This window comes from uncultured Candidatus Puniceispirillum sp., assembly GCF_963979125.1.
In the GTDB taxonomy this organism is placed as follows: domain Bacteria; phylum Pseudomonadota; class Alphaproteobacteria; order Puniceispirillales; family Puniceispirillaceae; genus Puniceispirillum.
Window position 1 is genome coordinate 1 of record NZ_CAXBVX010000047.1, and the last position, 15,072, is coordinate 15,072.

At 49.6% G+C, this 15,072-nt stretch carries 11 protein-coding genes; 8 read left to right on the forward strand and 3 right to left on the reverse strand.

Annotated elements, in window-relative coordinates:
- Positions 1 to 343 precede the first annotated feature (343 nt).
- The 7 genes from tkt (at position 344) to ABNT28_RS06240 (ending at position 8,376) form a co-directional block, all read left to right on the forward strand.
- Positions 344 to 2,344 carry a transketolase gene (gene tkt / locus ABNT28_RS06210; protein WP_348721204.1) on the forward strand — a complete coding sequence of 667 codons (2,001 nt, stop codon included), beginning with the start codon at positions 344 to 346 and terminating at the stop codon, positions 2,342 to 2,344.
- A 95-nt stretch (positions 2,345 to 2,439) separates the two neighbouring features.
- Positions 2,440 to 3,450, forward strand: coding sequence for a type I glyceraldehyde-3-phosphate dehydrogenase (gap, locus tag ABNT28_RS06215; protein ID WP_332923170.1), 1,011 nt, complete (start codon positions 2,440 to 2,442; stop codon positions 3,448 to 3,450).
- 31 nt (positions 3,451 to 3,481) lie between these two features.
- On the forward strand, positions 3,482 to 4,048 hold the full coding sequence (gene efp / locus ABNT28_RS06220) for an elongation factor P (RefSeq protein ID WP_332923169.1): 567 nt from the start codon (positions 3,482 to 3,484) through the stop codon (positions 4,046 to 4,048).
- Between the two features lie 149 nt (positions 4,049 to 4,197).
- A complete protein-coding gene (locus tag ABNT28_RS06225; protein ID WP_332923168.1) occupies positions 4,198 to 4,998 on the forward strand; it encodes an inositol monophosphatase family protein in 801 nt (266 codons plus the stop codon).
- Positions 4,999 to 5,166: 168 nt separating this feature from the next.
- A complete protein-coding gene (locus ABNT28_RS06230) occupies positions 5,167 to 6,231 on the forward strand; it encodes a MotA/TolQ/ExbB proton channel family protein (protein WP_348721205.1) in 1,065 nt (354 codons plus the stop codon).
- 3 nt (positions 6,232 to 6,234) lie between these two features.
- Positions 6,235 to 7,404 (forward strand): peptidoglycan -binding protein, encoded by a 1,170-nt coding sequence (locus tag ABNT28_RS06235; RefSeq protein ID WP_332923166.1) that lies wholly within the window; start codon positions 6,235 to 6,237, stop codon positions 7,402 to 7,404.
- Between the two features lie 51 nt (positions 7,405 to 7,455).
- Complete coding sequence (locus tag ABNT28_RS06240; protein ID WP_348721206.1) at positions 7,456 to 8,376, forward strand: hypothetical protein; 921 nt, start codon at positions 7,456 to 7,458, stop codon at positions 8,374 to 8,376.
- A 4-nt stretch (positions 8,377 to 8,380) separates the two neighbouring features.
- On the opposite strand, the gene ABNT28_RS06245 is transcribed toward ABNT28_RS06240, so the two are convergent.
- Positions 8,381 to 10,195, reverse strand: a complete 1,815-nt coding sequence (locus ABNT28_RS06245; protein WP_348721208.1) for an ABC transporter transmembrane domain-containing protein — start codon at positions 10,193 to 10,195, stop codon at positions 8,381 to 8,383.
- Positions 10,196 to 10,393: 198 nt separating this feature from the next.
- Between ABNT28_RS06245 and rpmE the strand changes: the two genes are divergently transcribed.
- Positions 10,394 to 10,615, forward strand: coding sequence for a 50S ribosomal protein L31 (rpmE, locus tag ABNT28_RS06250; RefSeq protein ID WP_332923163.1), 222 nt, complete (start codon positions 10,394 to 10,396; stop codon positions 10,613 to 10,615).
- Between the two features lie 103 nt (positions 10,616 to 10,718).
- Here the strand turns inward: rpmE and ppdK are convergent, their stop codons facing one another.
- Together ppdK and glyS are read right to left on the reverse strand one after the other, a co-directional pair.
- Complete coding sequence (gene ppdK / locus ABNT28_RS06255; RefSeq protein ID WP_332923162.1) at positions 10,719 to 13,385, reverse strand: pyruvate, phosphate dikinase; 2,667 nt, start codon at positions 13,383 to 13,385, stop codon at positions 10,719 to 10,721.
- Positions 13,386 to 13,503: 118 nt separating this feature from the next.
- The coding region (glyS, locus tag ABNT28_RS06260) for a glycine--tRNA ligase subunit beta (protein WP_332923161.1) at positions 13,504 to 15,072 on the reverse strand (1,569 nt) is incomplete at its 5' end.

Genomic DNA, 15,072 nt, shown 5'->3' on the forward strand with positions numbered 1-15,072 from the left:
TTCATTAGCCTAACAAAAACATTAAATAAGCTTACAATGTTCTATTAGCTAAAAATGATATTCTGTCTTATTCATAATAAGTTATCAGATAAAGCTTGCACCAAGATGCAATTGAAATAAACCCTCATTTTAGCATTAAACGACAAAAGCGACGAAACTGAATAAGCGCGGCCACCCAATTTGAAGAAAAAAATTGCTGATATAATGCGCCATGCGATGAATGTCGCATTGACGAAACTGATATAGAAATGCAAATTGCCCGATAATTTCTGATACAGTCTATCAAAATAGTTTGATCATGAGCGCGCGTGGTCTCATCGGCACACAAACCAAGGGGTTCGACATGACGAATGCACCATCAAAACAGAATATGGCTAATGCCATCCGGGCTTTGTCGATGGACGCTGTAGAAGCCGCAAAATCAGGGCATCCCGGCATGCCCATGGGCATGGCTGATGCCGCCACTGTTCTGTTTGACGAGCATCTGAAATTTGACGCTAGTGACCCACATTGGCCTGATCGTGACCGGTTTGTGCTATCGGCAGGACATGGATCAATGCTCATCTACGCGTTGCTTCATCTGACTGGATACGAAGACATGACGATGGATGAAGTCCGTAACTTTCGTCAGTTAGGATCACGCACAGCAGGTCATCCGGAATTTGGACATGCAACGGGAATTGAAACAACCACGGGTCCACTTGGTCAGGGCATTGCCAATGCGGTTGGCATGGCAATGGCTGAACAACATCTTGCCGCACGCTATGGCGGTGATCTTGTTAATCATCATACTTATGTCATTGCGGGCGACGGCTGTCTTATGGAAGGCATCAGCCACGAGGCAGCATCGATTGCCGGCCATTTTGGTCTTGGCAAGCTGATAGTCCTATTTGACGATAACAGTATTTCGATTGATGGCAGTACCGATCTGGCTGTGTCAGATGACATATCCAAACGTTTTGAAGCCTATGGATGGCAAGTGCTCAGCGCGGATGGTCATGATATGGCGGCGGTGTCGTCAGCTCTTGCATCAGCCAAGGCACATGCAAGTCAGCCAACGATTATCCGTTGTAAAACAACCATTGGCTTTGGTGCCCCCACAAAAGCAGGCACAGCTGGAGTTCATGGTGCGCCGCTTGGCACTGATGAAATTGCCGGTGCCCGCAAAGCGCTTGGTTGGCCGCATGACCCGTTTGTTGTGCCAGATGATATTCTGTCTGATTGGCGCGAAGCTGGTCGCCGTGGCCGCGCTGAACGTGATGCCTGGCAAAGCCGACATGCGGCATCATCATCCGCCGTCGCCTTTGATGCGGCAATGGCAGGTGACTTCGGTTCCGAAATCAATAATGCAGTTATGCAATTAAAGAATGCCTATGCAGCTGAGCCACAGAAACTGGCAACGCGTGTAGCAAGTCAAAAAGCAATCGAAGCGATCATGCCAGCTTGCCCAATATTGTTTGGCGGTTCAGCCGATCTGACTGGATCAAACAATACCCGTGTCGCCGCCCATGAAATTTTCGGCCAAGGACGCCCCGGAGATGATCGCGGCAATTATGCTGGCAATTATATACATTATGGCGTGCGCGAGCATGGCATGGCCGCGGCGATGAATGGCATCGCCTTACATGGTGGTACGATACCCTATGGCGGCACTTTTATGGTCTTTACCGATTATTGTCGGCCATCGATTCGCCTGTCGGCACTCATGAAACAGCGTGTCATTTACGTCATGACGCATGATTCTATTGGTCTTGGCGAGGATGGCCCAACGCATCAACCTGTCGAGCATCTATCTGCTTTGCGCGTGATACCTAACCTTCTGGTATTCCGGCCTGGCGATGTTGTCGAAACTGCCGAAGCTTGGCAATGTGCGCTTGCATCGACAACGGCACCATCAATTCTGGCGCTTAGCCGACAGGGCATGGCACAATTCCGCCATAACGATATGACTGAAAATAAAACAGCTCTTGGCGCCTATGTGGTAGGTGATTCTGAGGCAGACCGTGCGGTTACCTTGATTGCTTCAGGTTCCGAGGTTGGTGTCGCAATAGACGCCCAAAGCAAGCTTGCAAGCGCGGGCATTACCACCGCTGTTGTATCGGCGCCATGTCTTGAGCTTTTCTGGATGCAGGATAGTGATTACCGTAATGCGGTTCTGGGCACTAGCCCACGGATTGTCATTGAGGCAGGCATGCGGCAAAGCTGGGATCGGTTGCTATCCGAAGGTGATGGTTTTATTGGCATGGACAGCTTTGGTGCGTCCGCACCGATCAACGATTTATATGCGCATTTTGGCATTACCAGTGATGCTGTGGTCGAGAAGGCAAAAATATTAATTAAATAAACGACTTCCGGACAAAAGACCAAACACCGCCTAAATGGCACAAAATCCCCCAACCGGAATGGATTTACATTCACGCTTATAACAGGAGCTTGATTTTGACATTACGTTTGGCAATCAGCGGCTTTGGCCGTATTGGGCGCATGACCCTGCGCGCTTTGCAAGAAAGTGCCCGCAACGACATTGAAGTGGTGCTGATAAACAGCCCTGGGCCAGTTGAAACATCGGCGCATCTTTATGAATATGACTCGGTTCATGGCCGTTCGAAGACTGGCGTTTCATATGGGGATGACTGGCTGGATATTGGACGTGGCAAGATTCATATGACACGCCACCGCAATCCGGCTGATATTCCGCATAAGGAACTAGATATTGATGTCGTGCTTGAATGTTCAGGCAAATTTAATGATCGTGACAAATCTTCGCTACATCTTGATGCAGGTGCCAAAAAAATATTGATCTCTGCGCCATGCAGAACAGCTGACCAAACCATTGTTTATGGCGTCAATCACGATCAACTACGTTCAGATTCCGTTATTCTGTCAAACGCGTCATGCACAACTAACGGGCTAGCGCCTGTTGCCAAGATATTGTCTGATGGGCTTGGTATCGAAGCTGGCTACATGACGACAATTCACGCCTATACAGGTGATCAGGCAGTTCTGGATGCCAGCCATAAAGACTTGCGCCGTGCGCGGGCGGCAGGGCTATCAATGATCCCGACATCAACTGGCGCCACATCCGCTGTTGGCGAGGTTCTTCCCGAATTGAAAGGCAAGATGAATGGATCGGCTATTCGTGTACCCACTGCCAATGTATCGGTGATTGACCTGACCATTATGTCATCGCGCGATACCAGCACCGAAGAGGTTAACGATCTGCTCAAAACAGCTGCGAACGGATCAATGAAGGGGGTTCTGGGAATTAATGAGCGCCCGCTTGTGTCGGTTGATTTCAATCATGACCCGCATTCTTCGATCGCTGATCTTGAACAAACCAGTGTTTTAAATAATCGGCTAGTGCGCGTTCTGGCGTGGTATGATAATGAATGGGGCTTTTCTTGCCGGATGCTGGATAATGCAGCATTGATCGGCAACACTTTATCTTGAGACATGCAAAAGACGATATTAGGAGACCCGAATGAAATTGAATGGAAATGCTGTAAAGCCCGGCAATGTGATCGAACATAATGGCCGTCTATGGACTGCTGTCAAAGTCGCGCATGTAAAGCCTGGCAAAGGTGGTGCCTTTGCCCAGATAGAACTTCGTGATATTCGCGATGGCACCAAATTGAACGAACGTTTCCGGTCGTCTGAAACAGTCGAGCGTGTCATTCTTGACGAAGCTGAATGTACCTTTTTATATGATGAAGGCGATAATCTAGTGTTCATGCATTCGGTCAGCTTTGAACAGATCAGCATCTCAAACAGCATGGTTGGTGACCGCGCTGCCTTTTTGCAGGATGGCATGACCGTAACTATGGAAAGCTACGAAGGCGATCCTATTTCGGTGTCCTTGCCTGATACGGTTGCCATGGAAGTTGTTGAGGCTGACGCTGTTGTCAAAGGTCAGACCGCTTCATCTTCCTACAAGCCAGCTGTGCTAGAAAATGGTGTTCGGGTTATGGTGCCACCACATATTGAAACAGGCACCCGCATTGTTGTTCGTCCAGAAGATGCGACTTATGTCGAACGCGCAAAAAATTAGGCCATTTTCCAACGGCGGTTAAAACTGTTGGAAGCTTTGTATTCGATACCCAAGACATAAAACAAATTGATAGAGAAAAAATCCATTTCTGCTAGAACGGGTTTAATCTTTATTACCACACCGAAGATGTTATCTGACAGGACCTTTTTATGGCAACGCGTTCCGCATTAATCAATGTGATGCAAAAAGCATCCACCGCCGCTTCACGAGGCATGTTACGCGATTTTGGCGAAACTGAAAATTTACAGGTAAGCCGTAAAGGGCCAGCCGATTTTGTTTCACGTGCCGATACCAATGCGGAACGTGTTATCAAAGCTGAACTTCACAAAGCGCGCCCTGATTGGGGGTTTTTAATGGAAGAAAGCGGCGAAACGTCTGGCGCAGATAGTGATGCGCCTATCTGGATTGTTGACCCGCTTGATGGCACCACGAATTTCCTGCATGGCATTCCCCAATTTGCCATTTCGATTGCCGTAATGGACAAAGGCATCATTACCGCTGGGTCAGTCTATGATCCCATTAGGAATGAATTATTCTATGCCGAACGTGGACAAGGCGCTTATTTGAACGAACGTCGGCTTCGGGTTTCCGGTCGGCGGCACATGTCTGAATCGCTTTTTGGGACAGGCATTCCCTTTCTTGGCCGAGGCACAGAAGACGATCATAAGCAATTCATTCAGGAACTTAGCAATGTGATGCCTCGCTGTGCCGGTATTCGCCGCTATGGTTCAGCAGCGCTTGATATGGCATGGGTTGCGGCTGGCCGACTTGATGGTTTCTGGGAACATGGTCTGCAAATATGGGATATAGCTGCTGGTTTTCTGATTGTGCGTGAAGCGGGTGGTTTCGTGTCGGACTTTGCCTCGCGTGACAAGGCTCTCGAAACAGGTGATGTTGTTACCGCCAATCCAACTTTACATGCCGAGCTTTTGAAAACCCTGCGCGCCTAGCAACCAATTAGCGATAGCCATAGCACCATATTATCAACGCAGCTGAAACATAACCCTGACAAATCCTGTTAGCAGGGGTTGGCGTGTTACCATATTCCTGCCATTCTTTTGTTTATAGTTGTGCTGGCATTTCCAAAAAACGCCCAACTAGGCATAGGAGATAGGACAATGATCACCGATCCACGACGTTACCTTGTTCGCATGTTATTGTTTTTAGTGGCGGTTGGTATAATTGCCGTTCTGTTACATGCCCCGCTTACTGACGCCTTTCTTGGCAATGCGGCTTTGAATGGGATGATTTTACTGGCCTTGGCGTTGGGTATTGCCTACATCATCCGGCAGAATTTGCGTCTTGTCCCAGAACGCAAATGGATTACAGCGGTACAAGAAACAAGCCAGCTTGACCCGCCTGGTGCGCGCCCTGTTTTGTTAGCCACCGTCTATGCCATGCTGGCTGACTCGCGGCAGGATACACAACTATCTGCATTATCCATGCGCTCGGTGCTTGATGGTGTCGCAGCACGTCTTGATGAAGGACGGGAAATTTCCCGCTATATGATCGGTTTGCTGGTTTTCCTTGGGCTTCTTGGCACCTTCTGGGGGCTTTTGCAAACCATCGGTGCGGTTGGTGGCGTGGTTAATTCGATTGATGCCAATAACAGCGATTTTACCGCCATGATGAGCCAGCTTCGCACTGGTCTTGACGCCCCTTTGTCGGGCATGTCCACAGCCTTTTCGTCTTCACTTTTTGGCCTTGCTGGTTCTCTTATTCTTGGCTTTCTTGATCTGCAACTTGGTCAGGCCATGGGACGGTTTTTCAATGAACTTGAAGACTGGCTTTCGGCCTTTGCTCGCTTTACCGACAATAGTCCGGTACAGGCTGGTCAACCTCAATCTCTTAGCCCGCTTGCTCATGGCATGAGTGAAGAAGCAGCGCGCGCGCTTTTGTCCCTGTCTCAGGCCATCGCCAAAGGGGAAGACAATCGTGAACATCTGCTGGATCAAGTATCAAGGCTCAACACAAATATGGCCAGCCTTGCGGAAATGCTGGCCGATGATCGCCGCTTGCGTGACCATCTGGTGCAGTTAAATACAAATATTACGCAACTATCAGACGATCTTCGTAATGACCGCAATCGGCAAACCGATGTTGTTGCATCAGAATTGCGCGGATTATCAAGTTCAATCGGTGCCATGCTGTCGGCAAAATCGTCTGGCTCAGGATCCAAATAAACCATGGCGTTATCCCGCACAACTGGTTCACGGCGCGTTGAAAACTACACCTGGCCTGGGTTCGTAGATGCACTGGCGACGCTATTGATGGTCATTATTTTTGTGCTGATGGTGTTCGTCCTGATTCAGGTTAATCTTGCTTATCGCGTATCTGGTCAGGATGACACATTAAGCGCCATGCGCCAGCAACTTGCCAGCCTAACCGAACTATTGAATCTTGAGCGTAACGCCAGCGCTGATCTAGCCGCTAACCTTGCCCAGATTAACAATCAACTTGCGCTAAGTAACGCCGAAAATGACAAGATAAATTCCCAGCTTGCTATTCTGACAAGTGACCTTGAGGCGCGAAACGCTGAAATTGACCGTTTGATGCTGTTACAGTCTGACACCGAAACCGCCCTTAGTGACGCCCAAAAGAATCTGGCTGAACGTGACGAGCGACTTCACATCGTCGAAGGTACGCTTGCTATCGCAGATACGCGCGCCAAAACAGACAGCCAGACTATCGAGACCCTCAAGGCTGAAACCAATGCGTCGCGCGCCGAAATTGCACAGATGACAAATGCGCTGGCGGCATTGAAATCACAGTTGGAAAGTTTGCAAAATTTACTGGCTGAAAAAGAAGCACAAGCCACCAAAGATAAAATCGCCATCGCCAATCTTGGCAAGTCCCTTAACAATGCGCTGGCAAGTCGGGTACAGGAATTACAACGCTTCCGATCCGAATTCTTTGGGCGACTTCGTGACATTCTCAAAGGCCGTAATGACGTGCAGATTGTTGGTGATCGTTTTGTATTCCAGTCAGAGGTTCTGTTTGCCGCCGGTCAGGCAGATATTGGCGATAGTGGCCGCGAACAAATGACCAAACTTGCCGTTGCTTTGGCCGAAATTGCCCGCGAAATACCCGATGACATTAACTGGGTTCTTCAGGTGGATGGTCACACGGACGATATTCCAATTCGGGCTGGACGCTATGCCGATAATTGGGATCTTTCGACCGAACGTGCGCTATCTGTGGTGCGGTTTCTGATATCACAAGGGCTTCCCGCTAACCGTCTAGCGGCAACCGGATATGGCGAACATCAACCCCTGATTGACAAAGACAGTGAAGAAGCACGCCAGAAAAACCGACGTATTGAGCTGAAAATCACGCAAAGAGTTTCGGCAAAGTAATGATCGTGCAATTGCCGTTCCTGCCTAAATAGACTATTCTTTTGTATGATTATGATTTGGCCATTTGATCAGCCAAAGTCGGATATCTATGCATTTAAAGTTACAAGTCGAAATTTAGCGCGCCAAACCATAAAGGTTGTCCAGCTATTTTCAGGCTGTTGTCTGTTACTTCTGACTGGCTTGTATGGGTTCGCAAATACGGCGACAGCGGCTACGTGCGATAACACTGCCGAGACCCTGTCGCCGCGCTCAGAGTTGCTTTTGCGCTGTAAACATCCATCCCCTGATATTCGATTTGAAGACGAGCATCCACATTTCGATCACACGCAATTTGTCCTAGAACCGATAGACATAATGGCGCCACTACCCGACAAACATGCGCTGCCACCTCTCGCAATCGATGCGCATGTTCTTTTGGTGAGCGCGCTTTACGAATTTGGCGATATTGACCAGCAAAGCGTTCTGACAACATCATTAATTGATGACGACAATGATATATTCGCATGGATTGAAGAAGATTTATATGTGATGGAATTTTTTAAAGACATATACCCTGTCCAGTTAATCGACCACACGCCTGATCGTGCTGTTTCTTTATCAGTTGATGTTAAAGTGGCATGTATTTGCCCCGGAGACGAAGCACCTGTAAAATGGAGCGGCACCGGTAATCTGGTGCTTGATTTTCCGGTTCAAAAAGGCGCCTTAAAATCAATATCACTGACCAATAGCTCCCAAAGCCGCTTTGACGGGACACTTGATTTCACCATACCGCCAGCCAGCAACAATTTGTTCAGTAGCAAAGATGCAAAAATACAATTCCAGATTGATGGCGGCGATATATACAGCTGGAATGCCTCGATAAAAGGGGCGGTCAATGGCACGCGGGCAACGGGCACAACTGGTCATTTTGCAGCAAATGATTACGATCTTGAAACTGGCCTGATTGGCCATTTCACATCACCTGATAATTAATATTTTAGATAGCTCTTGGCACTGAAAACTGAAGATCAGCCAATGTCCGATACAGGCTTGACTCAACCATCAACATTTCATGCGTGCCTTCGGCGATGATACGTCCCTGATCAAGCAGCAGAATACGATCTGCCCGCACAACAGTGGCCAGACGGTGCGCGATCACCAATGATGTGCGCTCATGCATCAAATTCTCCAGCGCGCCTTGCACCGCGGCTTCTGATTGCGCATCCAAGGCGCTAGTTGCCTCATCAAGCAGCAATAATTTGGGATTACGCAGAATAGCGCGTGCAATGGCAACACGCTGTCTCTGGCCGCCCGAAAGCCGGACACCTTTTTCACCAACCATCGCATCATACCCATCAGGGGTCGCCATGATAAAATCATGCGCTTGCGCTTTTTTCGCCGCATCGATAATCGCATCCATATCGGCATCAGGGCGGCCAAAGGCCAGATTCTCGCGGATTGTTGCAGAAAATAATGCTGGGTCTTGCGGCACCAAGCCAATCTGGGCGCGCACATCAGCAAGGCTGACTGAGCGAATATCTGTATCACCGATTGAAATCACGCCTGTAAATGGGTCATAAAAACGCAATAACAAATGAAACATAGTCGATTTACCAGCGCCGCTTGGCCCCACCAAAGCAACCCGTTCACCTGCATTGATATGAAAGCTGGCATTATCAATGGCAGATCGGCTAGCTGTGGCCGGATAGGAAAATGAGACCTTGTCAAAACGACACGCTACCGGATGTGTGCTATCCAGTTTTTGTGTTTTCGGTAATTCAGGGACAATGGCATCCGTTATAAGAAGCTGGGCAATCCGATCCGCCGCGCCAGCCGCGCGTTGCAGATCGCCAGCCAATTCGGATAAAAATCCAGTCGAGCTCGCAACCAGAAAGGCATAAAAAATAAAGGATGATAAGTCACCAGCACTGATCCGGCCAGCCAACAGATCCTGCCCCCCAATCCACAGAATTGCCGAAATACCACTAAAGACCAGAAAAATCAAAATACCGGATAACAGGCCGCGCAAACGCACCCGTGACAAGGCCGCATCAAGACTATCATCAACAGCCTTATCAAAATGCGCCCGCACAAATGCCTCACGTCCAAAGGCCTGAACGGTACGGATTGCGCTAACCACCTCTTCGGCTTCAACCGAAACATCACCAAGCCGATCTTGGGCAAGCCGTGACGCCACCCGCAAACGCCGCCCCAGCAAAATCAGAGGCACCACCACAAGCGGGACAACAACCAGCACAACCAGTGACATTTTTGGGCTTGAAAGCACCACCATCACCAGCCCGCCAAATAACAGAATCACATTGCGGGCGGCCATTGACAATGTTGATGTCATTACCATCTGCACGGTCGCGGTATCACTGGTTATCCGTGCCAGAACATCTCCGGTTCGGGCGGTCTCAAACCATCCGATCGATAATCTGGTCACATGGGCGAACACCGCACGGCGAATATCGGCCAGCACCATTTCACCAATCTGGTTAACCATCGTTGTCCGCAAATAGCTTCCAAAGGCAAGCACCAACGCAATCAGACTGGTTGCCATGACAGCACGGTCAAGCAAGGCTGGATCTTGCTTGCCAAGACCTTCATCAACCAGATAGGCCAGCCCCCGCCCCATGAACAGCAATGCCCCTGCCACCATGAATAATGACAATATAGCCAGCATAATCCGTTTTTTATGAGGTGCCAGATATGGCCAGAAAAACCGTAACAATTCCCCGCTTGTCATCGTTGCCTGGGCACTATTGGCCTTGGTAGCGGTGTAAACACCATCGACATTACGGTTTGTCATTACAATACCTGTTGTGTTCGTTAAGGGCTTGCTTTGCAACGCCATAGGCGATATACCACCCGCACTGTTGAAAGACCAGCCCTGCACATCGTCAATTGACTTGTTATACAGGACTGTCCACCGACACATAGATTTAACATCCGGTTACCGGACGAGACCCAGAGCCTGGCGGCGGCGTCAGGCTTTAAGGAGAGCATAATGAAAAAAGAAATTCATCCCGATTACCACGAAATCACCGTTGTGATGACCGATGGTTCCGAGCGCAAGACACGTTCGACCATGGGCAAAGAAGGTGACGTTATCAAGCTTGATATCGACCCACTGACACATCCAGCATGGACAGGTCAGCACCGGATCGTTGATTCAGGTGGTCAGGTTGCCCGCTTTAACAAGCGCTTTGCAGGTCTTGGCACCAAGTAATTCAAAAAGTTTTTTGGATTTAATCCGAATTTAAAGCCGGCATCCTTATGGATTGTCGGCTTTTTTGTTTTTCACGTCGGTATGGCTTGGCCGTATTCAAAGGCTAGTCTTTCTGCCTGATATGCGCCTGTGCGGCGGCCAGACGGGCGGCAGGTACGCGAAACGGTGAGCATGAAATATAGTCTAGCCCGACCTCTTCAAAAAAGCTGATCGAATCCGGATCACCGCCATGCTCGCCGCAGATACCCAGCTTGATATCAGGACGGGTGGCCTTACCATTTTCAACACCAAGACGCACCAGCGCACCAACGCCATCGCGATCAATCGATACAAAAGGATCAATCGGATAGATTTCGGCTTCGGCATAATAATGCAGAAACGCCCCCGCATCATCGCGGCTGATCCCAAGGGCGGTTTGCGTCAGATCGTTCGTTCCAAACGAGAAAAATTCCGCTTCCTCGGCAAGATCGCCAGCGCAAATAGCCGCGCGGGGCAATTCAACCATCGTACCAATCAGATATTCGATTTTCTGACCTGTTTCGGCCATAACCGCAGTGGCGGCGGCGATGATTTCCGCCTTGCAAAGCGCAATCTCGCGCGCGGTCGCAGCCAGTGGCACCATGATTTCAGGAATCGGTGCTGTCCCCAGCTTTTTGGCAATAGCACAAGCCGCTTCAAATACCGCACGTGCCTGCATCCGGCAGATTTCTGGATAGGTCACCGCCAGACGACATCCACGATGGCCAAGCATGGGGTTTGACTCGGACAGTTTAATGGCGCGTTGGCGTGCGGTTTCGGGCGTGATGCCTGATGCTTTGGCAACTTCGGCCAACTCATCTTGTGAATGTGGCAGAAATTCATGCAAAGGCGGGTCAAGCAAACGGATCGTCACTGGCAAGCCTGCCATGATCTCAAACAAAGATTCAAAATCCTGTCTTTGCATCGGCAATAATTTTGCCAGCGCCGTTTCGCGCCCATCAGTATCCGCTGCCATAATCATTTCACGCATGGCAATAATACGGTCACTATCAAAGAACATATGCTCGGTACGACAAAGCCCGATACCTTCTGCCCCGAAATCAACCGCAACGCGGGCATCTGCTGGGGTTTCCGCGTTAGTACGCACGCGCATACGCCGTGCCTGATCTGCCCAGCCCATAAGCGTAGCAAAGGCATCTGACATACGTGGCTGAATCGTTGCCACCTCGCCAAGATAGACATTACCGTTACTGCCATCAATGGTCAGAATGTCACCTTCGGACAATTCGGTACTCAGAATAAAGATTTTGCCACTTACTTCGTCAAAGCTCAAATCACCACTACCTGAAACGCATGGCCGCCCCATCCCACGAGCCACAACAGCCGCATGGCTTGTCATACCGCCACGTGCGGTCAGAATACCTGCCGCCGCGTGCATACCATGAATATCTTCTGGGCTTGTTTCCAGACGAACCAGAATGACCTGGTGCCCATTTGCCGCCATTTCCTCAGCCTTGTCGGCACTCAGAACGATCTGCCCACAGGCAGCGCCTGGTGATGCTGGCAATCCACGTGTCAGTAATGTCTTTTGAGCATCGGGATCAAGCGTTGGATGCAACAACTGGTCAAGCGCCAGCGGATCAACCCGACAAATGGCTTCATCTTTTGAAATCAACCCTTCATCAGCCATTTCAACAGCCATGCGGATTGCTGCCTCGGCAGTACGTTTACCGCTTCGCGTCTGGAGCATATAGAGCCGACCCTGCTGGACAGTAAATTCCAGATCCTGCATATCGCAATAATGCGCCTCAAGCCTGGTACGCACAGCGTCAAGCTGATCAAATACCTCAGGCATGGCTTCCTGCATCGACGCTTCATCGCCGCCACCATGAAGACGGGCTTTGGTGGTCAGTGGTAATGGTGTGCGGATACCCGCAACAACATCTTCGCCCTGCGCATTAATCAGAAATTCACCATAAAAAGTGTTTTCACCTGTTGATGGATCGCGGGTAAAAGCAACGCCTGTCGCGCAATCATCACCCATATTGCCAAATACCATGGCCTGAACATTAACCGCCGTGCCCCATGCAGCTGGAATATTGTTAAGCCGCCGATATGTTTTTGCACGCGTATTCATCCAACTGGTAAAGACCGCACCCACAGCGCCCCATAATTGCACCCATGGGTCTTGAGGAAATGCGTTGCCAGCTTCATCTTCAACGATGCTCTTATATAGCCTAACCAGTTCCTGCAGATCGTCTCCGGTCAGCTTGGTATCGTCAAAAATACCTCGGGCGCGCTTCATATCTTCCAGCGCATCCTCAAACAGGCCATGATCGACATCCATCACCACATCGGCATACATCTGGATAAACCGACGATAGCTGTCATAGGCAAAGCGGGTATCATCGGCACGCAGGGCAAGACCGGCGGCGGTTTCGTCATTCAGACCCAGATTAAGCACTGTATCCATCATGCCCGGCATTGAAGCACGCGCACCCGAACGCACGGATACAAGAAGCGGATTTTTCGGATCAGCGAATAAAGTACCCGTTTCGGCTTCAATCAACGCAATCGCTGCCGCAACGTCACTTTTTAAGGTATCTGGATAGCTATGGTCATTATCATAGAAATAGGTACAGACCTCGGTGGTGATGGTAAATCCGGGTGGGACTGGCAAACCGATGCCACTCATCTCGGCAAGATTTGCACCTTTGCCTCCCAAAAGATTACGCATGGAGCTATCGCCATCCGTGCCATTTGTACCAAAGCTATATACCCACTGAGCCATGATTTAGTCCCTTTTCCACCATTAGGTTGCGTCATGTAACCGTCGCAACAATGAAATCACTAAACAACGTCAACATATGCTCAAAAATGCACACTCAACGTTCCAGACCTTTCATCCATCAACCTTCGATTTTTGAAAAGTCTGCAACCTGTTGCATATGTGATCTTATGAGCGCCAGAAGTCCTAACCTGTTTTCCCGAATTGCCGGATCGCTATCATTTACCACAACTTCGGTAAAGAAATGGTCAATAGGCGTCCGTAAGTTACCAAGCGCCTGCATTTGTTGCAGAAGCTGTGCTTTATCAGGAACCTCGGTTTGAACATCCTGTTTCTCATTACCAAGAGCTTCAATGGCCGTCATCAATGCGCGCTCGGCATCATACACAAACAGGTTTGGGTCAATCGTGGGGGCAAAGACCCGTTTTTCTTTGCTTTCTTCTGCGGCCAGAATGCTTGCAGCGCGACGCCAGCCAGCTAGTAATCCGGCCCCATCCTCAGTTGCCAAAAACGCGGCCAAGGCACGCGCTGTGTCAGCTAGCAATAACACGTCGTCCGTTGTTGCCGTCTGCAAAACCGAAGCAGCAACATCATGCGAAATATTTTGATCCAACAGGCTGACGCGCAGACGTTCAATCAAAAATGGTTGCAAAGCTTCGTCAAGATTATCAAACCCGTGATATGAAGCTGCCTTGACAAAAAGTTTAGCAAGCGGAATTCGGTTCTGGCTTTCAAGGATGATGGATATCACCCCAAGCGCGGCGCGGCGCAAGGCATAGGGGTCTTTTGATCCTGTAGGCTTGGCACCAACGCCAAAGAAACCAACCAGCGTATCAATTTTGTCCGCCAGAGACACCGCCATGGCCGCGGGCAATGATGGCACTGCGTCCTGTGGCCCTTGTGGGCGATAATGTGACGCGATCGCCTCAGCCACATCGCTATCTTCACCTGATGCAACGGCATAATAGCCGCCCATGATACCCTGCAATTCGGGAAATTCACCTACCATGCCCGTCACCAGATCGGCTTTCGCCAACAATGCCGCGCGTTGCGCCTTGACCGGATCACAGCCACTGATGAAAGGGGCAATATCGCCTGCCAGCTTTTCTATGCGGCGCACCTTATCATGCACTGATCCAAGCCCCGCATAAAAGGTAATATCACCAAGCTGTGGCAGATAATCTTCTAACTTTCTGGCTTTGTCCTGCGTCCAGAAAAATTCGGCATCGGCAAGGCGGGCGCGCAAAACACGCTGGTTACCTGCCTTGATAATGTCATCACGCGTGCTATCGGCAACGCGGTTAGAAACAATGATGAAATGCGGCGACATCGACCTATCGCTGACATTTTCCAGCGTGATATATTTCTGATGCGTCTGGATTGACGATTGCAGCACCTCGGCAGGTAATTGCATAAACCGATCTTCGATCTTGCCAACCAGCAGATGTGGCCATTCGACAAGATTGGCTGTTTCGGTTACCTGCGCAATGCCAGTTTTAACAGTACAATTCATATCGGCAGCCAATTTATTAGCCTGATCCAGAACCCTTTGTGCGCGTTCATTATGATCAACCAGCACATGCGCCTTTTTCAGCTTAGCAATATAATCTTGCACATCCTCCAGGCCAGCAAGATCAACATTCCCCGCACTTTCAAAGAAATGGCCACAGCTTTTATCACCAAAGACAAT

Bases quoted from the DNA above. Each gene is read 5' to 3' on its own strand.
- tkt (WP_348721204.1), top strand. From the start codon at position 344: ATGACGAATGCACCATCAAAACAGAATATGGCTAATGCCATCCGGGCT.
- efp (WP_332923169.1), top strand. From the start codon at position 3,482: ATGAAATTGAATGGAAATGCTGTAAAGCCCGGCAATGTGATCGAACAT.
- ABNT28_RS06225 (WP_332923168.1), top strand. From the start codon at position 4,198: ATGGCAACGCGTTCCGCATTAATCAATGTGATGCAAAAAGCATCCACC.
- ABNT28_RS06230 (WP_348721205.1), top strand. From the start codon at position 5,167: ATGATCACCGATCCACGACGTTACCTTGTTCGCATGTTATTGTTTTTA.
- ABNT28_RS06235 (WP_332923166.1), top strand. From the start codon at position 6,235: ATGGCGTTATCCCGCACAACTGGTTCACGGCGCGTTGAAAACTACACC.
- ABNT28_RS06240 (WP_348721206.1), top strand. From the start codon at position 7,456: ATGATTTGGCCATTTGATCAGCCAAAGTCGGATATCTATGCATTTAAA.
- ABNT28_RS06245 (WP_348721208.1), bottom strand. From the start codon at position 10,195: ATGACAAACCGTAATGTCGATGGTGTTTACACCGCTACCAAGGCCAAT.
- rpmE (WP_332923163.1), top strand. From the start codon at position 10,394: ATGAAAAAAGAAATTCATCCCGATTACCACGAAATCACCGTTGTGATG.
- ppdK (WP_332923162.1), bottom strand. From the start codon at position 13,385: ATGGCTCAGTGGGTATATAGCTTTGGTACAAATGGCACGGATGGCGAT.